At 52.6% G+C, this 20,165-nt stretch carries 20 protein-coding genes; 15 read left to right on the top strand and 5 right to left on the bottom strand.

The window, feature by feature from the left end; genetic code table 11:
- Positions 1–90 precede the first annotated feature (90 nt).
- From FOY56_RS15320 to FOY56_RS15335, 4 genes are all read left to right on the top strand, one after another.
- Positions 91–1,056 (top strand): ABC transporter substrate-binding protein, encoded by a 966-nt coding sequence (locus FOY56_RS15320; RefSeq protein WP_146346746.1) that lies wholly within the window; start codon positions 91–93, stop codon positions 1,054–1,056.
- A gap of 95 nt (positions 1,057–1,151) precedes the next feature.
- Positions 1,152–2,207 (top strand): quaternary amine ABC transporter ATP-binding protein, encoded by a 1,056-nt coding sequence (locus tag FOY56_RS15325; RefSeq protein WP_146346747.1) that lies wholly within the window; start codon positions 1,152–1,154, stop codon positions 2,205–2,207.
- A complete protein-coding gene (locus FOY56_RS15330; RefSeq protein WP_146346748.1) occupies positions 2,204–3,754 on the top strand; it encodes an ABC transporter permease in 1,551 nt (516 codons plus the stop codon). The genes FOY56_RS15325 and FOY56_RS15330 overlap by 4 nt, the downstream gene beginning before the upstream one ends.
- The gene (locus FOY56_RS15335) at positions 3,751–4,470 is read left to right on the top strand and encodes an alpha/beta fold hydrolase (protein ID WP_146346749.1); all 720 of its coding nucleotides are present in this window, start codon (positions 3,751–3,753) and stop codon (positions 4,468–4,470) included. Before FOY56_RS15330 ends, FOY56_RS15335 begins: the two co-directional genes overlap by 4 nt.
- A 190-nt stretch (positions 4,471–4,660) precedes the next feature.
- Here FOY56_RS15335 and FOY56_RS15340 read toward each other — a convergent pair whose 3' ends face one another.
- Positions 4,661–5,314, bottom strand: coding sequence for a GntR family transcriptional regulator (locus FOY56_RS15340; protein WP_146346750.1), 654 nt, complete (start codon positions 5,312–5,314; stop codon positions 4,661–4,663).
- A gap of 279 nt (positions 5,315–5,593) precedes the next feature.
- Between FOY56_RS15340 and FOY56_RS15345 the strand changes: the two genes are divergently transcribed.
- From FOY56_RS15345 to FOY56_RS15395, 11 genes are all read left to right on the top strand, one after another.
- Positions 5,594–6,610 carry a tyrosine-type recombinase/integrase gene (locus tag FOY56_RS15345; protein WP_146346751.1) on the top strand — a complete coding sequence of 339 codons (1,017 nt, stop codon included), beginning with the start codon at positions 5,594–5,596 and terminating at the stop codon, positions 6,608–6,610.
- Positions 6,607–6,963: a hypothetical protein gene (locus tag FOY56_RS15350; RefSeq protein WP_146346752.1), complete on the top strand. Its 357-nt coding sequence runs from the start codon at positions 6,607–6,609 to the stop codon at positions 6,961–6,963. The genes FOY56_RS15345 and FOY56_RS15350 overlap by 4 nt, the downstream gene beginning before the upstream one ends.
- A 135-nt stretch (positions 6,964–7,098) precedes the next feature.
- On the top strand, positions 7,099–7,371 hold the full coding sequence (locus tag FOY56_RS15355; RefSeq protein ID WP_146346753.1) for a hypothetical protein: 273 nt from the start codon (positions 7,099–7,101) through the stop codon (positions 7,369–7,371).
- Positions 7,372–8,073: 702 nt separating this feature from the next.
- Positions 8,074–8,598 (top strand): hypothetical protein, encoded by a 525-nt coding sequence (locus tag FOY56_RS15360; RefSeq protein WP_146346754.1) that lies wholly within the window; start codon positions 8,074–8,076, stop codon positions 8,596–8,598.
- 51 nt (positions 8,599–8,649) lie between these two features.
- Positions 8,650–9,663 carry a hypothetical protein gene (locus FOY56_RS15365; RefSeq protein WP_146346755.1) on the top strand — a complete coding sequence of 338 codons (1,014 nt, stop codon included), beginning with the start codon at positions 8,650–8,652 and terminating at the stop codon, positions 9,661–9,663.
- Positions 9,599–11,053, top strand: coding sequence for a primase-helicase family protein (locus tag FOY56_RS15370; protein WP_146346756.1), 1,455 nt, complete (start codon positions 9,599–9,601; stop codon positions 11,051–11,053). Before FOY56_RS15365 ends, FOY56_RS15370 begins: the two co-directional genes overlap by 65 nt.
- Positions 11,054–11,785: 732 nt before the next feature.
- Complete coding sequence (locus FOY56_RS15375) at positions 11,786–12,412, top strand: phage terminase small subunit, hendrixvirinae-type (protein WP_146346757.1); 627 nt, start codon at positions 11,786–11,788, stop codon at positions 12,410–12,412.
- A 54-nt stretch (positions 12,413–12,466) separates the two neighbouring features.
- The gene (locus FOY56_RS15380) at positions 12,467–12,976 is read left to right on the top strand and encodes a hypothetical protein (protein WP_146346758.1); all 510 of its coding nucleotides are present in this window, start codon (positions 12,467–12,469) and stop codon (positions 12,974–12,976) included.
- Positions 12,973–13,173 carry a hypothetical protein gene (locus FOY56_RS15385; protein WP_146346759.1) on the top strand — a complete coding sequence of 67 codons (201 nt, stop codon included), beginning with the start codon at positions 12,973–12,975 and terminating at the stop codon, positions 13,171–13,173. The genes FOY56_RS15380 and FOY56_RS15385 overlap by 4 nt, the downstream gene beginning before the upstream one ends.
- A gap of 168 nt (positions 13,174–13,341) precedes the next feature.
- Positions 13,342–14,208, top strand: a complete 867-nt coding sequence (locus FOY56_RS15390; RefSeq protein WP_146346760.1) for an HK97 family phage prohead protease — start codon at positions 13,342–13,344, stop codon at positions 14,206–14,208.
- Positions 14,209–14,241: 33 nt separating this feature from the next.
- Complete coding sequence (locus FOY56_RS15395; RefSeq protein ID WP_146346761.1) at positions 14,242–14,676, top strand: hypothetical protein; 435 nt, start codon at positions 14,242–14,244, stop codon at positions 14,674–14,676.
- Between the two features lie 490 nt (positions 14,677–15,166).
- Here FOY56_RS15395 and FOY56_RS15400 read toward each other — a convergent pair whose 3' ends face one another.
- The 4 genes from FOY56_RS15400 to FOY56_RS15415 are packed head-to-tail and all read right to left on the bottom strand — an operon-like array spanning position 15,167 to position 19,930.
- Positions 15,167–16,237, bottom strand: coding sequence for a methyltransferase (locus tag FOY56_RS15400; RefSeq protein WP_146346762.1), 1,071 nt, complete (start codon positions 16,235–16,237; stop codon positions 15,167–15,169).
- A gap of 9 nt (positions 16,238–16,246) precedes the next feature.
- On the bottom strand, positions 16,247–17,197 hold the full coding sequence (locus FOY56_RS15405) for a hypothetical protein (protein WP_146346763.1): 951 nt from the start codon (positions 17,195–17,197) through the stop codon (positions 16,247–16,249).
- Complete coding sequence (locus FOY56_RS15410) at positions 17,181–19,031, bottom strand: ORC-CDC6 family AAA ATPase (RefSeq protein WP_146346764.1); 1,851 nt, start codon at positions 19,029–19,031, stop codon at positions 17,181–17,183. Before FOY56_RS15410 ends, FOY56_RS15405 begins: the two co-directional genes overlap by 17 nt.
- Before the next feature lie 2 nt (positions 19,032–19,033).
- Positions 19,034–19,930 carry a phosphoribosyltransferase-like protein gene (locus FOY56_RS15415; protein WP_146346765.1) on the bottom strand — a complete coding sequence of 299 codons (897 nt, stop codon included), beginning with the start codon at positions 19,928–19,930 and terminating at the stop codon, positions 19,034–19,036.
- Between the last annotated feature and the right edge of the window lie 235 nt (positions 19,931–20,165).

Here is a 20,165-nt window from a genome sequence, read left to right on the forward strand (position 1 = left end):
GGATCGCCTGCGTCACCCGCGCAACGTGGGACCCAAAAGACAAAACAGACCGACGTCGGAACACGGCGCATCCCAACAGAGGAGAAGACCATGAAAACCAAACTGAAAACACTGGGCCTGGCGGCCGCAGTCTGCGTCGGTGCGATGCCGGCGCTGGCTGCCGAAGAGGTCAAGATCGGCGTGCCATCCTGGACCGGCGCCCAAGCCATTGCCCATCTTCTGGGCGCGGTTGTTGAAACGCGCATCGGTGGCCAGGTCGAATACGTGCCCGGCAACAACGCCACGATCTTTCAGGCGATGGATCAGGGCAAGGGCGACATCGATGTCCACCCCGATGTCTGGCTGCCAAACCAGGAAAGCTTCACCAAGAAATATGTCGATGGCGCGGGCACTGTGACACTGTCGTCCAACCCATATGAGGGCAACCAGGGCTTTTGCGTGTCGAAAGACTTTGGCGAGGCCAACAACATCACCGACATCGCCGATCTGGGGCGCCCCGAAGTGGCCGCTCTGATGGACAGCGATGGCAATGGCAAGGGCGAGATGTGGATCGGTGCGCCGGGCTGGGCCTCGGCCAACGTGAACGAAGTCAAAACCCGCGACTACGGTCTGCTTGATTTCATCGAGCCGGTCCGGGCCGAGGAAAGCGTAAAGACCGCGCGCATCAAGGACAGCATCGCCAAAGGCGAAGGCTATGCGTTCTACTGCTACAAACCGCACGCTGTCTGGTACATGTTCGATGTCAAAATGCTGAGCGAACCAACCTTTGACGCCGCCAAATACACGATGATTCAGCCGTCGGATGATCCCGATTGGTACGAAAAATCATCCGTGGCCACCAAAGATGCGCTCAAGAACGTTCAGATCGCTTGGTCGAACTCGCTTGAAGGCCGGTCCCCTGCGATTGCCGAATTCTTTGCAAACTTTGCACTGACGGCGGATGATGTCTCGGGCTTTGCCTATGAAATCAGCGGCAAAGGGCGCGAGCCTGCCGAGGTTGCACGCGAATGGGTCGAAGCCAACCCTGACCGCGTCGACGCGTGGCTGGGCCTGTAAGAAAGCTCACCATTAAGATCAACGCCGGCAGTGGTGCCAATCGGTGCCGGCGTTTCAGCCACCTCCCGCAACATCCGAGCCTTGGGATCCCCTTTATGAGCACCGATACCGTTGTCGAGATTTCGAACGTCTGGAAAATATTCGGCACCAATCCCCAAGCCGCTCTGCAAGCGATCCGCGACAGGGGGCTCAGCAAGGCAGACGTCCTTGCTGAAATGGGGGCCGTGGTCGGCGTGGCCGATGTCAGCCTGTCGGTGAACCGCGGCGAAATCTTTTGTATCATGGGCTTGTCGGGAAGCGGCAAATCCACGTTGGTCCGTCATTTCAATCGATTGCTGGAACCCACTGCGGGGAATATCCGGATCGAAGGTACCGACGTGATGGCGCTGGGGCCAAAACAGCTTCAGGAATTCCGCAACCGCAAGATAGGCATGGTGTTTCAGAATTTTGCCCTGATGCCGCACCGCTCGGTTCTGGACAATGTCGCGATGCCGCTGGAAATCCGCCAGGTCGCCAAGAACGAGCGTATGCGCCAGGCGGCGGCCATTCTCGATATCGTTGAACTTGGCGCATGGGGGGCGAAATTCGCCCATGAACTGTCCGGCGGTATGCAACAGCGCGTTGGCCTGGCCCGCGCGCTTGCGGCCAACCCGGATGTGCTTTTGATGGACGAACCGTTTTCGGCGCTTGACCCGTTGATCCGGCGCCAGTTGCAGGACGAATTCATTCGCCTGTCCAAGATCCTGAAAAAGACCACGATCTTCATCACCCACGACCTTGATGAGGCGGTTCGCATCGGCGACCGCATCGCCATCATGCGCGACGGCAAGATGGTGCAGATGGGCACCGCCGAAGATATCGTCATGCATCCCGCAGATGACTATGTGGCTGATTTCGTCGCGGGCATCTCGCGTCTCAAGGTGGTGCATGCCCATGCCGTGATGCAGCCGCTGAATGCCTATGTCGCCGCCAATGGACCGATCCCAGCCGACGCGCCCCGCGTCGCAGAAAGCGAGACTTTAAGCGTTCTGATCAACATGGCCATCGACGTCGAAAACCCCATCGTTGTGCAGGGAGGCGGTCACGATATCGGAATCATCACGCGCGCCGATCTACTGCGCACCGTGATCGAAGGGACGGAAGTATCATGAGCGACCTTGACGATCTCGGGGTGAACCCGCTGGAAGACACTGAAAGCGAGGCCGCCCTTGCCTATGCCGAAGAGCGGCGCGAAAACATTCGCACCTTCGTGCGCACCAGCCCCGACTATTACATCGCCATGTTCGACAGGATCGGGGCCTCATCCCGGTTTACCGCCACCTTCAACATAATGGCCGGGCTGTTTGGTCCGATCTGGTTTGGCGCACGCGGCCTGTGGTCCTGGGCGCTGCCATTTCTGATCCTTGAAACGATCGGCTTTGTTCAAATCGCCCGCGGTCTGTTTGGCGATCTTGCGGCTGATGCCATGGCGCGCATCGCCTCGATTGAAGGCACGCTGGAACTGCGCCGCAAACAGCTTGCAGCCGCCATCGAGTCCAATTCCGAAAAGATCGACGTCTATCGCCGCACCGTTGACTCGCTCGAAGAAAACATCGGTGGCATCCGCGCCGAGGCCGAAGCTCTGGCCGCCGAAGGCCCGTCCATCGTGTTGACCGGCATCATCCTCCTGCTGATCGCCAAAGCCGTGCAATCCATTGTCGCCAACTGGGCGCTCGAAGCGCGGTTCTCTGACTGGCTGTCGGATCGCTCTATCCGGTCGGGCATGCCGGTCACGCACATCGTGCTCAGCGCAGTTTTCATGGTGCTGATCGTTTCCACGGCGATGATGCACTACAGCTTTCCGGGCCGCTTTTCGCTGCTCAGCCACTTTCCCACAGACCCGGACATCCGCCTGACCGGTATCAAATGGGTCGAAGACTTCATCGCGTGGTGCGTGCGCAACAGCGAGGCCTTCTTTGACGGGCTGACCTTCGGTATCCGCACGCTTCTCGATGCGCTTGAGGTGATTTTGGTACAGACGCCATGGATCGTGATCGCCAGCCTGATCGTGCTGCTGACATGGCTGACAGCGGGCATCCGCGCGGCAATCTATTCGGGGGCCTTTCTGGCCTACATGGGTCTTCTGGGCTTCTGGGAAGCCGCGATGACAACATTGGCCTTGCTGGGAACAGCGGCGTGTTTGTCGATTGCGATCGGCATCCCGCTGGGCATGTTCGCCGCGCGCCGCCCCCGGTTTTACAGGTTCATCCAGCCGATCATGGATTTCATGCAAACCATGCCCGCCTTCGTCTTCATGGTGCCCGTGATCGCGTTTTTCGGTGTGGGCAAACCGGCGGCGGTTGTGGTCACGATGATCTTTGGCGGCACACCTGTGGTGCGGCTGACGGTTCTGGGCCTGCGGGGTGTCCCCGAAAGCGTCCGCGAGGCGGCAATCAGCTTTGGCGCCAACAAGTGGTATCTGCTGACCAAGGTCGACCTGCCATTGGCCGGTCCGTCGATCCGCGCCGGGATCAACCAGACGATCATGTTGTCACTGGCGATGGTGGTCGTGGCCTCTCTGATCGGGGCCAAAGGGCTGGGCGAAGACGTGCTGGAAGCGCTGCAATATGCCAACGTCGGTCAGGGCATTCTGGCCGGGTTCTCGATCCTGTTCTGTGCCATGATCCTTGATCGCATCGTGCAGGGCGGTCGCAAATGACGCCGGTTGTCTTTGTCCATGGGTTTCTGGGCGGCAGCCGACAATGGCAAAAGCAGGCCGAAGCGCTCACGGGCCTCGACATCATCGCCCTGGACTTGCCGGGGTTTGGCGAAAACGCCCATCTCGACGCGCTGGACAGTATTGCGGGCTATGCAGAATGGGCGCTGGAAGAACTCAGCGCGCGTGGTATCGAACGGTTCCACCTGATCGGTCACTCGATGGGCGGGATGGTCGTGCAAGAGATGATCACCCGGGCACCCGAACGGGTCGACCGGCTGGTGCTTTACGCGACCGGCGCAAAAGGCGTGTTGCCGGGTCGGTTCGAAACCATCGCCACCTCGAAACGCCGTGCCACGGCTGACGGGCCAAAGGCCACGGCGCGACGCATTGCGGCGACCTGGTTTCTTGAGCGGGAAAACGCAGACGCCTATGAGGACTGCGCCGAAATTGCCCAGCAATGCAACCTGCACACCATCCTTGCCGGGCTGGATGCGATGCAAGACTGGAGCGGTTCTGATCGACTGCGGGCCATCGAATCCAGAACTCTGGTGATCTGGGGTGATCGCGATCGGACCTATCCTTGGTGTCAGACCGAGCATTTGTGGCAATCCATCAAGGGCGCCAACCTTTCGGTGATCCCCGATTGCGCCCACGCCGCACACCTGGAAAAACCGGTTCTGTTCAACAAGGTCCTCGGGGATTTCTTTGCCACCTGACAGATGGCCCCACAGGACGCACTCCGTCGATACCCAGCCTTTGTGAAATTCCTCAGACCCCACGCTTCGACGGCACGTCCGACCAAAGTGCCGCGATTGATCCGTTCGAACACTGCCTTTCAGAGTGGCTTTGAATAATCCGTTTGTACCGGTGAACCCGGGGCTCACGCCACACGCCTGCCAGATGCATCTAACCAGCTTGCTCGTCCTCGATCACCGGGCGGATATCTTCTGCCAGGCTGCCCAGATGTGTCGAGATCGCTTGCTTCGCCGCCACTTCATCGCGGTTCTCCAATGCCTCCATCAATGCCGAATGATGGGCAACGACCCGATCCCGGTTGCGCCGCCGCCGCGCCGATACAAACCGCGCCCGCCACAATCGCTCCAGATAGGATCGATAGGTGTCGTACAGCGACGGGTTATGCGCGGCTTCGGCAATCGCGCTGTGAAACGCCATGTCGATTTCGAACATGTCCAGCGCGTCCAGCGTGTCATACCGTTCGCGGATCTGCTCGTGGATCGCATTGATCCGCTCCAGATCTTCATCTGTTGCATTGCGGCAGGCCAGTGTCACCGACAGGTCCTCCAACACCAGCAACACAGCCACCGCGTCCGAGATTTCCTTGAAGCTCGGGTTCGCCACAATCGGGCTGCGCGATGGGCGCAGGATCAGCAGACCTTCGCGCGCCAGGATGCGGATCGCCTCGCGCATCGGCGTTCGACTGACCCCCATATCGGCGGCGTTGTCACGCTCTTTTATCGACGCCCCGGGGGGAAACTTGCCGCGCAGGATATCCCGGCGCAGCTGGGTGGCGATGTTCTCGGCAAGGACCTGCTCGGCCATCTGATGTGTTCCTTTGCGCCCCTCGGGGGTTTGGGCTCCTCTGACCGTTTTACCCGGTCAGAGGCGATGTACAAAACGGTCAAAGGACGCAGAAACCGATGTACAAAACGGTCAAATTCGTACAATAACGATTCGTTCAATCCTGTATGACTTTTAGAATAGTGGTTTGTTATCAACTGTTTACTTTGTAGTGTTCGAGTGTACATCAACTGTTTACAGGCAATATATCAGCCGGTTTCGAAGTGTATATCGGCGGTAAATTGTCTATGGAGTGTACACATGGCAACAGTCACAAAATTACCAAGTGGGAAAACAAGAGTCGTCATACGACGAAAGGGCGTCTATCGGTCTGCTTCGTTTGACAAGGTTCGAGAAGCGAAGTCCTGGGCTTTGAAAAATGAAGCAGCTATCGACGCCGACTTTCATGGCATCAAGAAGAAAGTCCAACACGCCCAGCTCGGCGATTTGATCGAAAAGTACAACGACGAAACACCGACTAGGGGCGAGTCAACGATCAAGACTAGGCGCTCTTGGATCCGCAAGTTCGGCTCACAACCGTTGAAGCAGATCGACAAGCCGTTCGGTCGGCGCATCGTCGCTGAGTACACGAAGACTTCCGAAATGCCTCACGCGATACTAAATCTGAAAGGGCTTGCCCGCATCATAAAGTGGGGCAGGACCGTGCTCAATCTCGATATCTCCGAGGCACCGTTGCTGCAGGTGATCGATGACATCAAATTCAGCGGACACAAGATGCATTACGCGCCTCGCAAAACCATCATGACCGAAGAGGAGCTTCAAGCGTTCGTCGAGTTCTTTCGCAATCAGGGCCGCAAAGGCAATTTCGATGAGCTTCTGCTCTTTCTTGCTGACTCTGGGATGCGCATCGGTGAAGCGACCCGAGTCGTAGGCGCAGATGTTTCGCTGGACAACCGGTCGATTGTAATCCGCGACAGAAAACATCCGACAAAAAAGTTGGGCAACCACCAGGAAGTCCCCCTCATCGGTGATGCCTGGGAGATCGCCAAGCGGAAAGTCGAGGCAGGCGAGATGGGCAAGCTGTTCCCGCTAAAGTATCCGAGTCAGCGGTTTGTGAACGCTGGCGTCAAGATCGGCCTGCGGCACTGTAGGCTGCACGACATTCGACGCCTCTTTGTGCAAAGATGCTACGACAAGGGCTTGCAACCCCACATTGTCGCCATTGCGACAGGCCACACAAAGCTTGCCACGCTGATGACCCACTACTCAGACTTAAAAGTAGACGATTTCCACCGTGCACTAGGAGACAAAAAATGAAGACTGAAGATTTGATGCTGGTCGACGATTTCCTGAAACTGACCGAGTGGAGCAAAGACACTTTGCGGCAGTATCGCCACCGGAAAGACGTTGATCTGCCTACCGTGATAGAGGTGGGCAAATTCAAGTACATGAGCAAACCTGATGTGCACGACTGGCTTCAACGCAAGTTCGATGATGCCAAGACAGCCAAGCAGCGGGAGCAGTATGTCGAGTACATGTTCCAAAACCTGGATGTCTTCGGTCCATACCTCAAGGCCGAGATGCCTGACGAACTTCTGCGACGTGCTGGAATGAAAAAGGACGCTTCGACCACGGTCAGCGACGCAGATCGCAAGGCCGAGCTGGACTAAGTGTAGCGGGTGTGTACCGGCTAAGTGTACCAGTTGTGTACCGGTTGTGTAGTGGGTGTGTAAGTTACTGATCTTGATTGCTTTTCCTGTCGTCCATGAGATTGTGGGGGCGGCTCAAACTAGGGAGAACACGTCATGACTGACGACGAAGAAGTCTTTGATCAGTTCGGCAACACAATTTTGACAATTGACGTAACTCAAAACGGGCTTTTTTGCATAAAAGAAGCCCTTGAGCAGTTTATGGACTGCGAGAAGCACGAGCCGTTTCGAGGGATAGTTGCAATGGACCCAAAACAGCGAGCAGACCTGATTCGAGCATACGCAGAAATCTATCAAATCATTTACGAGAACGTACCGAGAGAGGAGAATGCACGGCAGCAAATGCTCAATAGAAAACGTACTTTGTAGTGCCCTGTTTACTGCAACCTAAGGTAGAATTGTCTTAGGACAAAATCCACCGAGGGCTGAATGCTGACCCTCGGTGGACTTGAAGAGTGCAGGATGTAAACTGTGTTGGTCTTCTCGTTAACCTGATCGATGATTGATATATGGTCCTATGGACCGGTTTACGAGAGATCATCAGGGGATTTGCGGCATGCCGGACAGGAAGATCAAAGCCAGCATGCCGCTTGTACACCGAAGTTTGACCGCTGACGCAAGTCGACCTCCGGAGGGCTCCTGTACAGGTTCATAGTACCCCTCATGGTTTCGAACGAACACAAAAACCTTTAGCGCGAGTTAACAAATTTACAATTTTGCGAAGCAGTTTTGTAAATTTGAATACTTTGTAAACAGTGATGAAATTCGTTGTGTCTTTTGTGATTGTCCATGATTACCATGGAAAAGGGCCGCGGCGTCTTCTACACAACCGCGACCCTTAAAATGCAGGTATGAAATCATCATACCAATTTGAGTTTTGCGAGTAAACAGGAATGACGATCAGATTGTCATTTTTTCTGGACCTGACCGGCTTGGTCTTCTTGAATAGCCGGATGGATAGGTCGAAATTCGGCCTGACAGTGGAACGAAGCGAACAAAGAATTCTCGTGGGCGCAATTTCGTTGCAGGCTTCGGCCTGCGCATTTCCACCGTCTATCCGAAAGAACACAAATGAGTAATAGACACGAGCGCCGCAAGCTGAACGCGGCCGAAAAGAAACTGCGCAAAGAGCGCATCAAAAACTGGCATTGCAGGCATATCGGTCTGAGCAAAAAGGACTTTTTGGCGTACGTCAAGAAGCACTCAACTCCGGAACGACCGCTGGTGACAGTCATAACGGCTGGTGACGTAATGGGGCTGGTGCTTAGCGCGAACGAAACCTGCTTTGAGCAGTTGCGCAACGTCGCTGATGGCGAGCGGGACGGTAATCCGCGAGAATGCGCCAAATGCTGCCAGGGGCTGACTGCTGAACCTGGGCAGCGCAACAGTCCTTCGGTTTTGGCGTTGATCACACAGAGCGAGCCGAACGAACTGCCGCAAACCACGCTTGGCACATTTGTCTGCGACACATGCGTTGAGTATTTTGGCGCTGAGTCGATTGCTACGTGGCTTCAAGCAGATTTTCTCAAAGAGTTCGCCGCCGACAACGCCGGCAAGGTCTGTGAGCCAGCCTTCTCCGATAACATCCGGCTGTAAAAGAAGACCCTTCAAACTCACGAGTTTGAAGGGCCAAGTAGGAATTTTAACATGGTAAGTAAGCATACCAACTCAGGCAACGCCGGTACACCCAAAGGGTTCGCATCGGCGTTTGTGTCTGAGCTGCCAACCGAACCTGAGAACGAGTACGACGCCACCGGGTTCATGATGAAAGTGGTTGGAGAACTGCCGGTCGGACATATTGCTGCGCTATGCTCAACATGGATGCCGCCGGGTGGTTCAGATGTCCTCTACCCTGCCCATCGGTGGCGCGGCACCAGCAGCGTTTCGCCAGACATGACGCACTACAGCATCGGCCTGATGGACCCGCAGACCAATGAAAAGTTCAGGCGACGAAACCAGCATTTCCTTGGTGCGCTCGGCGTGCTGCTGGACGATGTGCATGAAAAGGTTTTGGGCGACAAGATCCCAACACTTCAGCCGACGGCCAGGGTTCAGACGAAACCGGGGTCGGAGCAGTGGCTCTATCTGTACGACGAGCCGCTGGCGTCAGCCGGTGAGGCCGAAACCATCATTGCGTCTGTGCATGCCGCCGGTCTTAGCGATCCGGGCAGCAGGGGCCGCATTCGGCTTGGCAGACTGCCTGGGTCGTTGCCGTTGGGCAAGGAGCATAGGGCGAAGCTCTTGGACTTCGCAGGGCCGCGCTACAGGCCACCAGAGCTGCTTGGGCTGCTTGGGGTGCCGGAGGTGCAGTATTCAGGCGGTGTCGATCTCATTCCGGTTGATGCGCGATACTTGTCGGACGATCCGGTGGTGACGTGGCTGACGGAAAATGGGCATGTGCGCAGTGTTCAATCTGACGGCTGGATGAAGGTCGTTTGCCCTTGGGTGCACAAGCACACGGGCCAAGATCCTAGCGGCTCATCGTACAAGCCACCGACGCCGGACGACGCCCAAAGAGTGTTCAACTGCTACCACGGCTGCGGCAACCGCACTCAAGAGTTTCTGACCTGGGTCTACGATCAGGGCGGACCTGCCGTTGGGCAGATCGATCAAGCAGCAATCAATCGACAGACGAAGAAGGAGGCAGGTAATGCCCAATAAGTATAGCGGACAGTCAGATCGGCCAAGCGACTACCCGAGCACGTTGGAAGAGATGAACGACAGATTCATTTATACGGAGCAAGGCGGCAGACCAACAATTTACGACACAGTTGATCGCCGGTTCATGCGAACTGAGACGTTCAAGAGCCACCTGTCAAACATCAACGTCATTACAGCCAATGGGCCGAGGCCGATTGGGGCACAGTGGCTGAAGTGGCCGATGAGGACGTCATACCGCGGCGGCGTGGTTTTTGCGCCGGGGCGGACGCCTGCAGGCAAGTTCAATCTTTGGGAGGGGCTGAGTGTCGAACCCGCAAAAGGGTCGTGCAAGCTGTTTCTGAACCACCTGCGAGAGATCATTTGCGGTGGGGATGAGGCCAGCTACAACTATCTGCTAGATCACTTCGCCTGGGGGTTGCAGAACCTGGAAAAAAAGCAACAGGTCGCCATCGTCATGCGCGGCAAAGAAGGGGCTGGCAAAGGGACGGTGATCGATTGGCTCGAAGCAATCTATGGGGCGCAACACACAATCAGGCTGTCGTCGCCTGAGCACGTCGCTGGGCGCTTTTCGGACCACCTGGCTAGGGTGAACCTACTTTTCTTTGATGAGGCGTTCTGGGCCGGTAAGGTGTCCCTGACGGGCCGTTTGAAGACGATCATCACGGAAGGCCGCATGTCGTCCGAGGGGAAGGGGAAGGATGTCGAGATGATTGACACATTCTTTCGCACTTTCATCGCCAGCAACGAGGAATGGGCCGTGCCAGCGGCCATCGGGTCACGACGGTTCACTGTCTTCGATGTGGCGTCGACCATGATCGGCAACAAGGCGTATTTCGACGCAATAGCCGAAGAGAGGCGAAATGGGGGCGCTGCCGCGTTGTTGCACATGCTGCAACGCCGCGATCTGTCCAACTTCAACGAACGCTTGCCGATCAGCACCGCCGCGCTTCATCATCAGGTTCTGCATGGGCTGCCCACGCAGAAGACGTACTTGTTGGAAGTGCTGATCAACATGGAGTTTCATGCCAAGCCAGAGCGTCTAGAATCGAAGTCAAAAGGTATGGACATCACCACGAAGGAATTTCATAGCGACTACCTGCAGTGGTTTGCGGACAATCGAGTATACGGCAGCAGCGCCACCAGTCGGCAGTTTGGTAAGATGCTGGCAGACATTGGCGTTCTGAGAGTCGGTAAGAAAGACAGAGCACATGTAAGGCGGCTTCCACCGCTGCCTGAATTTCGTGAGTTGTTTGCTGCGCACGTGACCAAAGGCACTGCCACCTGGGATGATTTGGTGACTGGCTGGGACCCATCAACAGACCCAACCACCAGCGACAAGGTGATCCCTTTCGACAAGGCCGCTAAGGATCAGAAAGGCAAAATGACGTAAACACATGAAATTCAGTTGGTTGGTTGGTTATGAAAAGTGTAACAATAATAACCACTTACCAACTGAACCAACAGAACCATATGCTTTTTTATTTTAAAAAACGCATATGGTTCATAACGCATATGTATATATTATTATTTTTTAGTTGGTTTAATTGGTTTAGTTGGTAAGGGGTTGATAAGAAACAATAATTTGAAACCAACCAAACATTTAGTAAACTATTAGGTTGGTTTAGGTTGGTAAGAGCATCCATCATTCGCAGCAGGTGGAGAGGCGGTCGAATGCTGCCCATCATTACCATTATGCCATCATTACCACAATGGTCATCAAACCATCATATTGGTAAACAGTATTTATTCCCTCCTGTACATCATGCAAGCCTGGATAATGGATTATATATCCCATCCTCTTGAGGTACCTCAGATGTCACGACGTTTACTCTGATGGGCCATTAGATGCAGGTTTCATCTCATCAATTCTCAATACTCGTTTGACGCCATCATCAGCCTCACCCTCAACGGTGGCATCGCAGACGTGCGAGCGCAGTCGTGAGCGAGCATTGTGGCATGGCAGGCGCAGCAGACGTGGCAGACTGGCAGGACAAGCAAATAAATTATTCATACAGGCCAACCACTTAATGGGGCCTATATCGAAAACTATGGCGGCTGTTTACCAATCGATGGTTGGATAGTTCTTCTTTTTTGCGTTTCTCCTGCAGGACTGTTTCACCAGATGAAACAAATTACTCCTCAGAAGAAACTATCATGCGTACTGTATCACCAGATGAAACAACTATTCCACATAGTGAACCACTACGCTGCACGCGCTGCGCGTCATGCTCTGTATAATGAAACCAAAAAACAGTTTCTCCGCAATTGTCAGGCCAATTACAATCAATTCAGGAGGTACTACACAATGTCACTAGCAAATACACACGGAAACAGCGTTCACTCAGCCCAAGAGGAAGTGCAGGAACTTTACCAGCCAGATCTTGCGCCCCCGGTGGAATTGACGCCAGAGGAACTTCGATTTTGGCGCATTTTGGTAGATTGTAAGTCGAGAAATTCTTGGTCAGAAACCGATTTGCATGCGCTGGCAGACTTGGCAAAGTTCTACGTGCAATTCGAAAACGAAAAACGAATACTGGCAGAGGAAGGGCACATTATTCAAGGCCCAAAAGGTCCCATGCGAAACCCACGCAGTGCAGTTGTCAGTTCGCTTCGCCGTGAGCAGATGTCGTTGCACCGCTATTTGCAAATCGACCCAACTCAGAACGCGCGGCCAGAGCGGAAATTGGTTAGGGGCATGAAGGAAATCTACAATGAAATAGACGGTGACGAAGACGGCTTGTTGGGCTGAGCGAGGCATACAAATGGTTTCCATGTTTACAACCAAAGGTGGTAAGATCGCATCATGAATGAAGCAGAAAGACGCAGTTATCAAAGACTCTGGCAGACTGCTTTGCAGCACTTAATTGACAACACTTGTGGCATCGGCCCACCAGCAGACGTTGAATACGCACGGCAATTGCTGCTCAATCGCGATTCGCATGTCCGAAAAATGTGCGCCCTCGCTGGCATCGATGAAGACTTCGCAGAAAAGTTCTATGCACTTGCAGAACAGCTTGCCGACGCAGATTGGGACCTCTCAGCGGTCATTAGCCCGCACAAAGAACTGCCAGACGCCTTGAAAAAGCAGATCGAACTGCTGAAAGGCTACTCGGCCAGGGGAAATGTGAAGTACCTGGCTGCAGTCAAGAAGTCTCAAGAAAAGCATGCCGCACAACTCAAACGGCAAGCTGAACGTGCTGAAAAATATGCTGCGTACAAGCGCAAACTGCAACTCAAGCGTGAAGCCGAAAAGCTCGCAAAACTGCAATACGCAGCAATCCGCCCGGTGGAATTGGAGCTTTGCGTGGCATGACGACAAACGACTTCGACACCCAAACGCTGGCTCAAATGCTGACCACTCTGGTCGGTGTCTCCATCGGTTACGGTTGCCAGCTTCAGGCCCGTGCAGACGACGCCACTTTGGCCAAAATCAAACAGCAGACGCAAGATAGAATGAACGAGATCTTGCTGTTTGCGCATTCAGAAAGCCTCGCAAATGAACCTCACTGACAGCTTCTGGTGGCTTCAGCGCCAGACCCAAACAAGAACAATTCAAGACGCGCTGGCCAACGACACTTTCGAATTAAGAGAGAGACTTATGTCTCGCGGACGGGAAATACGAAAACTCAAAACAAAAGTCGAATTGGCAAAAGTCCGTCGACTGTACGGAGTAGACCAATGACGAACGTCAAAAAACTGATGGATGAACTGCCCGAAAACACGGCACGACTGCTGGTTCAGTTGGGCGATGAAAAAAATTCGAAGCTGCTGAAGCTGCTGGTGGACAACAACTTCGCGTTGCAGAAGACGCTGTCGCCGTACAAGGACAGGATTAAGGAGCTGGAGAACATCATCGACAATCAAGACGAGCAGCTATCGCAGTTGTCCGTTTCGGTCGAGGCTCTGGACCTCCTTAGCGGTCAGACTGGTGCGCATGGCCTCAAGACCGGGGCTACCACCCATGCGCACCAGCACGCTAATCCCATCATGAACACGGCTGAGTATGCCAGGTTCCGCAAGTTCTATGATGCGCACAAGCTTGACGTCGCCCCGATGGTGTTCGACCCGCTCAAAAGGGACATGAGTCAAATCCAGTATAAGTCTGGCTCTCAATCGTCAGACGACCCCTATCGGTTCATTATGAGCACTGAGACCGAAGACCGCATGAAAGATCGAGTGGTGGCCGCCGGTTGGCAACTGAAAGAGTTCAGAGCAAATCCGATCGCGCTCTATCAGCACAATGCCTACGAGCCCATCGGTGTGTGGCAAGACGTTAAAGTTGACCGCGAGAAAAAACAGCTGGTCGGAACTTTGGTCCTCGCCAAAAAAGGAACGTCTCCGATTGTCGATCAGGCCCGCAGCCTGCTTGAACAGAAAATTTTACGGTCAGTCAGCGTCGGGTTCAGCGTCGATAAAGCCGAACCCATCGTCGATGACAAAGGCACCCCTACGGGTGGTTATAAGTTCATGCGCACAAATCTGATGGAGTGTTCGGTGGTTTCGATCCCGGCCAATAGTGAAGCTTTGCTTCAGACAGGAGCATAAAATGATCAACGACTACAAAAAGGGACTTCGAAAATGACCTCTTCTGGTTTCATCCATCAAGACAAACATTCCAAACCACAAGCTGTTCAGAATTTGACACTGGCTGAGCGCGTAGCGCGTCTGGAAGATACTCTGGGCATCGTGAATGAGATTTATACGCCACCTCCGGTGACACACCGCCGTTGCGCTGTTTCTGGGCTGAATCTACCGCTCAAGTTCTTCAGTTCTGGCGAGCATCAGGAAAGCCTGTTGGTCACTGCGTTCATCAATGCCCAATTCGACAAGCAGCGCCAAATGGCGCATCCGGCGACGATCAGCCAGGACCGTTTCGAAAAGTACGCCCCTGCTGATGACACACATTTGACCGTGGCCTATCTTCAAGATTTTCTGGTCGACATGGCGCAACGCGGAGCCGGGCGACCAGTCTGCGGCAGGACGTCGATTTCCACGCCTCTGGCGACGATTTGATGGGTGTTGATCTACGAACATCTTTGGTTTCCCTGCCGCGCAGAAAAATGCTGGAATCAGAACTTTAGCCAAAGCCCTTGAATTAGCCCCCTCCCATCAGCGTCAGAAGAGCGGATTCCGAGCGTTCTCTGCACTTCTGACAAAGATCGCATTGCAGGGCCGAACAGTCACTTGGCTCCGTCGGAACGACTGGTGCGTCTGGCCCATAGCGGACGTTGACGTCGGCGATTCGCCCGGCAATGCAGCTTCCCCAACGCGGACTTTGATTGCCAGTCCAGCATTGCCTCATGGGTGACAGATGGGTCCACAAGGCAAAGCCAATTTGTGAAGGTGCCATTTGGCTGTTGAGAAAAAATGGTACCGTGCGCGATTGACGCTCCAATCAATACACGGAAATTTGCGGAGTTCCTTGCAATTCGTGCGCTCCAAGATACAAAGCTGACTTTCAAATTATTGGCGTTCATGTCTACCTAAAAGTACCTAGCAAAGGTTATTTTGTAGTTGGCTCCCCACCTTGAGACTGCCATGCCGGAAAAATAATATTGGCCAAAAAAATAGAGACCTTTTTTTTCGTTGTGTAAGGTGCACCGGTCCCTGAGTAAATCTGCTTGAAGGATGAAAAGTCGTTCTCAATTTTGCTCAACAAAGTAAAGGGAAGTGAAAGATCATCAAAGGTTACTCCCAGAAGGCAATCAGACAGAATCTCTCGGCGTCTTGTTACCAACAAATCACCTGGACTTACCTTTCCGACTCTAGGCAGGACCAGCGAGTTTTTCGGCACAAATTTAAGTTCACCGGCCATTCTTCCACTAGGTAGTTCGTAACGAACCGTAACTTTTGACGACTTAATGCTTGTCGTGTGAATCCAACCGTGAAGGCCTGATTGTTGAACCCGGTTGCCCCGGCGAACGGATATTGACCCGCGCGACACAATCCAAGGAGTAGTTTTTTCTATAGAAACAACAGGATTCTTAAGCGACGCCGGTCGACTCTGCTTCTTGCGAATCCTTATCAGGTAGGTGGAAACATCCAAGCCCGGGAACCGATCGTAACTTGGCGGTGACACAATGTTGCATTTGAAAAACTTCTTCAATTCCTCCCTAGCCTTTGTGTCCCGTTCACTCTTCAGCGTGGAAGTCGGCAATACTCCCAATAGCTCGCCGTGTTCACTGAGATATTCAAGGGCAGTAAAAAGAAATGCAAATGCAACACTGCACCGAGTATTTGCAAAACTCCCCCGAGCACTATGTTCCTGATTCCGGTCGAATGAGAAGGGGGGGTTTAGAAGGATGACGTCGAATTTCTGTAAGGTTTGGCTTCCCCCGAACTTTTCAAAGTCTTCGGTCAGGAAGTCCAGATTTGTCCAATGTGTATTCGGTAGTGCTCCAAGTACGCTGGGATCAATGTCATTCGCGTAAAGGCGCGCACCAGGCCAACGACGACGTGCCGATGCTAACAGTCTCCCCTTGCCCGCACAAAAATCGACAACAGAAACTGGGTTATCCATGCGGGCAGCCGAAACCAACTGATCAGATGTTTCCTCTGAAGTATACTCACGCATCGTCTTGTCTCAAACGCTCCGACCCAAGAAACTTGATACCTTATAGAGATGGCATCGCGCCATACCCTTGGTTCTCCCCTTCCTTCTTACCGGGTGATCATAAAGCAACTCTACGTTTGAGTTGTGCATCGCGAACATCATTGCGCCCAGAGCGTGCGGCTTTGTTCCAATTGTGGCTACCTGTAAATGTCGTCCTGTTGATTTTTTCTGCATCTCTTCCAGATGTGAAAAGAGAGAGAATGGACATGCCGCATCAACGTAACTCACACGTTGCCATGACCACGTTTTACTCAGGACTGCGGCATTTCCTTCATATGTATGAAATGGATATTCAACCTCAAACCCGGGCACACCAACCACCGGAGAAATATCCCTTTCGCTAGGCTCAATTCTCTCAATCAGATGGCGAAACCGGATTCCTTCAAATCCGAGAAGGGGAATCAAAATCGTTTCCTCCGCTCTCTTGGCCGCTAGTCGTGCAAATGTTGGCACCGGAGAAAACCCATGGAATTTTTCGCTCAAGTCGAAAAACTCACCTGGTTTCGGATTAGGGCTGTATGTATAGGACTTAGGCTCAACGTAAATACAATTCGTTTCAACGCCCGCCTCGATACACACCCGTACTACCGGCATCCAAATGTGGTGCGGCAAACCTGTTATATCCACGTAAACCGCATCCGTATTCAGGTGCGAAACAAAATCTGCAAGTTCATTTTGATTTCTTAGGGAAATCCATACGTCTCGAAATCTGGGAATCTTCGCTGAATGGAGATTGTTGTCCGAAAAAACTTCGTAGGTGTTTTCCTCACCAAAAACAGTTAACCAGTCCGAATCGATTTCACTTCGTTGCTCGAAGACACCGTAAAGCAAAACTGATCTTGGCCTGACAGCGATGTCGGTTCGCTTGGCGTGAATTTGTCGTTGAGGAAGGCACTTTTTTACGTTACTTGTAAAAATCATCAAACATACTCATTTGCGCAGGCAGTTCTGCGTCGGCCAGATGTTGGCGGCTTTCTCCAAGGAGTTTTCTGATCACGTCTTGAGGCGTCTTTGACATGCCGACCAAGTCAGCATCCGTTATCCCAGTCTTGCGTTTTCTCCTTGAGCTATAGTTGAAGTACGGGGAGAAAATCGGGTGAGGCGAATAGTCCCAAGCTCGTGTATCAGATTCAGACGAAAGCTTGGTACCGGGGGATCTCACAAGAGCAAGATGCATAATCGCATCGGTTAGCAGCCTAGCTGCTTCTTCCCGCAGTTCGGTTGGAGCTACCTGTCCGGAATCCTTGATGTAGAATTGGTTGTATTCCGGAGCTGCTCCAACTGGATTGGATGCCAAAATCTGAAAAAACCGACCGAAACCAAGGATTAGCTTTGATAGGTGGCTGCCCCTTGCTGTGGCACCCTCGAGTTCACGCAGATAATTCAGGCCAACTCGACGCGCCGCAATAGTCTGATCCCTGCAGTCAATTGGCTGGGCTAGGTTCTTTTCAACCGATATCTGCTGGACAATACTCTCGTGCACTAACTGCATGTAAAACCGCAAGTTTCCATTGGCAATTCTGGAAAACGTGTCGTGTCCGCAATAGTGTTTCGTGATTGACGTTCCTCGATCTGCTATCGAAAACAACAAAGCATGCGCGTAGTTCTGATATTTATTTACTGCAGAGGAGTTACGATTGGCATAGTCCTCTAGGTCGGAAATTGTAGCATCAATGTCTCTTTTGTTGAGCTCGCTGAAGACATAAAGAGCGAAGTCATGTTGGGAGAGCGCGACTCCTTCGTCATCCTGTTTGTTCCTTATCTCCTTGCGAAGCTGACTTACACGTTTTGCTACTCCAAGCCTTTCTGCTTCCTCTAGAGTGGACAGAGTCGGAAGAAGCTCATCAAGCCCAAGATGTTCGCCAATTACCGTTTCATTGCTTTCGAGGCGGGCTTCACATACATTTCTAGCAAAATCACCAAAATCACTGCCGATACGTTCTTCAATGTGGATCAATTCATAGTCGGCAGGGCTAATCAGAGATTCGTTTTCGTTCAAAGTTGTGTGGATACGCCAACCAAGTTCACGGACTCCAATTTTGAAGTAACAATTGTCACCACTATGCTTGATCAACGTGTTCACTATTTGCTGTTGATAGTCTAAAAGGTTTTCGTATTCATCAAATATGATGTGAAATCCAACACTTTCATGCCCGTGAAGGCTTTTTAATTGCTGAAGGAAATGCGCGATTGGTGACTGTAGTTGCGACACCATAGGTCGGTCGCTGCCGAGATTGTTAATATACAGTTCGAGACGAGCAGATGCCTCCGCTATACCCTCCCTCAATTGAGTAAGTCCGCTTACACTTCCAAGGCCAAGCGCCATACCGACACGATCGAAGGATATCCCAGTCAGGTCGCAATTCTCATTTTCGGCGGCGAACCGGGAAACATAGTTCGCAAGTTCCCCACAAACAATGAGATTCAGGAAGTGTCCAAACAGCCTTCTCCACTCATCAACATCTAAATCGGGTCCGTCAAATGCAGTTACAATGTTTGTGTTGACTTTGTAGTAGATGCCAACATGAGATGGAGAGGCCCATATTTGTTGCCCTAAGGCTATTTGCCCCTCGTACGACAAACATCTCAATGCTGTGGTTTTGCCTGATCCACGCCCGCCCACCAGTACACATGATTTGTTTCCTGTAAGATGAGCAAAATAGGCTGGTTCGCTAAAAAGCTTGTAGATATCTTCTCTTAGCCATTCCGCCCGGAAACTGCCAAAAAGATCGTGGATCGCATTCACGTCGGTCATGATCAGCTCCTCTCAATGAGCGGTTTCCAGCCGTTTCGCTGTGAAAAGAAAATAGGGAGGCATGCATCTGGGATGCCATGATTGAAAGCTAAAGCCAAACCGAGTGCATGGAAACCTCTCCAGTCATCTTCGCTGTGATCCTCAGCGGCGTAACCGGCACGTGCGGACGCGATCTGAATGGTTCTTCTAGCAGCCTCAGCATCGAAGCCGGCCCAAACACTCGACTCCGGGTGTGTTACATTGTGGCGATCCTCTAGTTGGTGAGCCGGGAACAGCCGGACGGTTGGAGCGTTTTTAAGGATAGCTGTTTCAGCTGCTTTAGCGGCTATGCAACAGCAATAGGCGAAAGAACGATCTGCACGCTGAGCGAAATCGTTGAAGGAATAACTCGTTCCGTTGAAAATATGATTGCCATTCCATGTCTCAATGAACTGGTTTCCACTTCCCGTGAAATCATCAACAAAAACGAACCGGTGAAAGATCTCCATTTTCGACAACGCGTCTCCCGGACGGAAAATCTGTGTCTCTGGAACTCCAAGGCGGTCGCGCAACTTTCGCGCAAAAATATGGCCACTGTCCGTTGGATTCGGTTTCTCACCCTCACAAATCACAAAAGCAGTTTTCGGCAATAAATCGTTGTATAGTATATCCGCGTTGCCACTATCCTGACCAATAGTCGTAAAAAAATTGTTGACTGAAGCTTCCAACAAGGAATCAGTCATCCTTTCGTTAAAATAGGCAAAATTGGCGAGCAGGCGTTCAGCTACATCCCATTCTTCTGGTAGAAAGTTTGCCATCCACTCCTCTGAGTTGAACTCAGCAAAAACTGGCCAAACAGAGAATTCTCGGAAGTGGTGGTCCTTTTCGCTGAGGCGTATACTTTTGAAACTGGTTTGCATTCGATTCTTTGAGCGTAGCGTGAGTTGTGACTTATCACTACAACTTGGCATTGACCAGAAGTTAAAAAAAATGAACGGAAGAACGGTCGCCGAGGCGTTTTCGTATACCAATCTCGACGCAATCAACCTTCCATGTTGCGAGGTTGGATCTTGTCTTGGTCACTAGGAATGTTTGCTCCGTCGAAGAGAGACCAGCGGCTTCACACTAACGCAGAGTGTCTGGTTTCCGCCCAAC

It is taken from the genome of Falsiphaeobacter marinintestinus, assembly GCF_007923355.1.
GTDB classification, from domain to species: Bacteria; Pseudomonadota; Alphaproteobacteria; order Rhodobacterales; family Rhodobacteraceae; genus Phaeobacter_A; species Phaeobacter_A marinintestinus.

Coding starts and splice junctions, on each gene's coding strand:
- FOY56_RS15320 (WP_146346746.1), top strand. CDS start 91: ATGAAAACCAAACTGAAAACACTGGGCCTGGCGGCCGCAGTCTGCGTC.
- FOY56_RS15325 (WP_146346747.1), top strand. CDS start 1,152: ATGAGCACCGATACCGTTGTCGAGATTTCGAACGTCTGGAAAATATTC.
- FOY56_RS15330 (WP_146346748.1), top strand. CDS start 2,204: ATGAGCGACCTTGACGATCTCGGGGTGAACCCGCTGGAAGACACTGAA.
- FOY56_RS15335 (WP_146346749.1), top strand. CDS start 3,751: ATGACGCCGGTTGTCTTTGTCCATGGGTTTCTGGGCGGCAGCCGACAA.
- FOY56_RS15340 (WP_146346750.1), bottom strand. CDS start 5,314: ATGGCCGAGCAGGTCCTTGCCGAGAACATCGCCACCCAGCTGCGCCGG.
- FOY56_RS15345 (WP_146346751.1), top strand. CDS start 5,594: ATGGCAACAGTCACAAAATTACCAAGTGGGAAAACAAGAGTCGTCATA.
- FOY56_RS15350 (WP_146346752.1), top strand. CDS start 6,607: ATGAAGACTGAAGATTTGATGCTGGTCGACGATTTCCTGAAACTGACC.
- FOY56_RS15355 (WP_146346753.1), top strand. CDS start 7,099: ATGACTGACGACGAAGAAGTCTTTGATCAGTTCGGCAACACAATTTTG.
- FOY56_RS15360 (WP_146346754.1), top strand. CDS start 8,074: ATGAGTAATAGACACGAGCGCCGCAAGCTGAACGCGGCCGAAAAGAAA.
- FOY56_RS15365 (WP_146346755.1), top strand. CDS start 8,650: ATGGTAAGTAAGCATACCAACTCAGGCAACGCCGGTACACCCAAAGGG.
- FOY56_RS15375 (WP_146346757.1), top strand. CDS start 11,786: ATGAAACAAATTACTCCTCAGAAGAAACTATCATGCGTACTGTATCAC.
- FOY56_RS15380 (WP_146346758.1), top strand. CDS start 12,467: ATGAATGAAGCAGAAAGACGCAGTTATCAAAGACTCTGGCAGACTGCT.
- FOY56_RS15385 (WP_146346759.1), top strand. CDS start 12,973: ATGACGACAAACGACTTCGACACCCAAACGCTGGCTCAAATGCTGACC.
- FOY56_RS15390 (WP_146346760.1), top strand. CDS start 13,342: ATGACGAACGTCAAAAAACTGATGGATGAACTGCCCGAAAACACGGCA.
- FOY56_RS15395 (WP_146346761.1), top strand. CDS start 14,242: ATGACCTCTTCTGGTTTCATCCATCAAGACAAACATTCCAAACCACAA.
- FOY56_RS15400 (WP_146346762.1), bottom strand. CDS start 16,237: ATGCGTGAGTATACTTCAGAGGAAACATCTGATCAGTTGGTTTCGGCT.
- FOY56_RS15405 (WP_146346763.1), bottom strand. CDS start 17,197: ATGATTTTTACAAGTAACGTAAAAAAGTGCCTTCCTCAACGACAAATT.
- FOY56_RS15410 (WP_146346764.1), bottom strand. CDS start 19,031: ATGACCGACGTGAATGCGATCCACGATCTTTTTGGCAGTTTCCGGGCG.
- FOY56_RS15415 (WP_146346765.1), bottom strand. CDS start 19,930: ATGCAAACCAGTTTCAAAAGTATACGCCTCAGCGAAAAGGACCACCAC.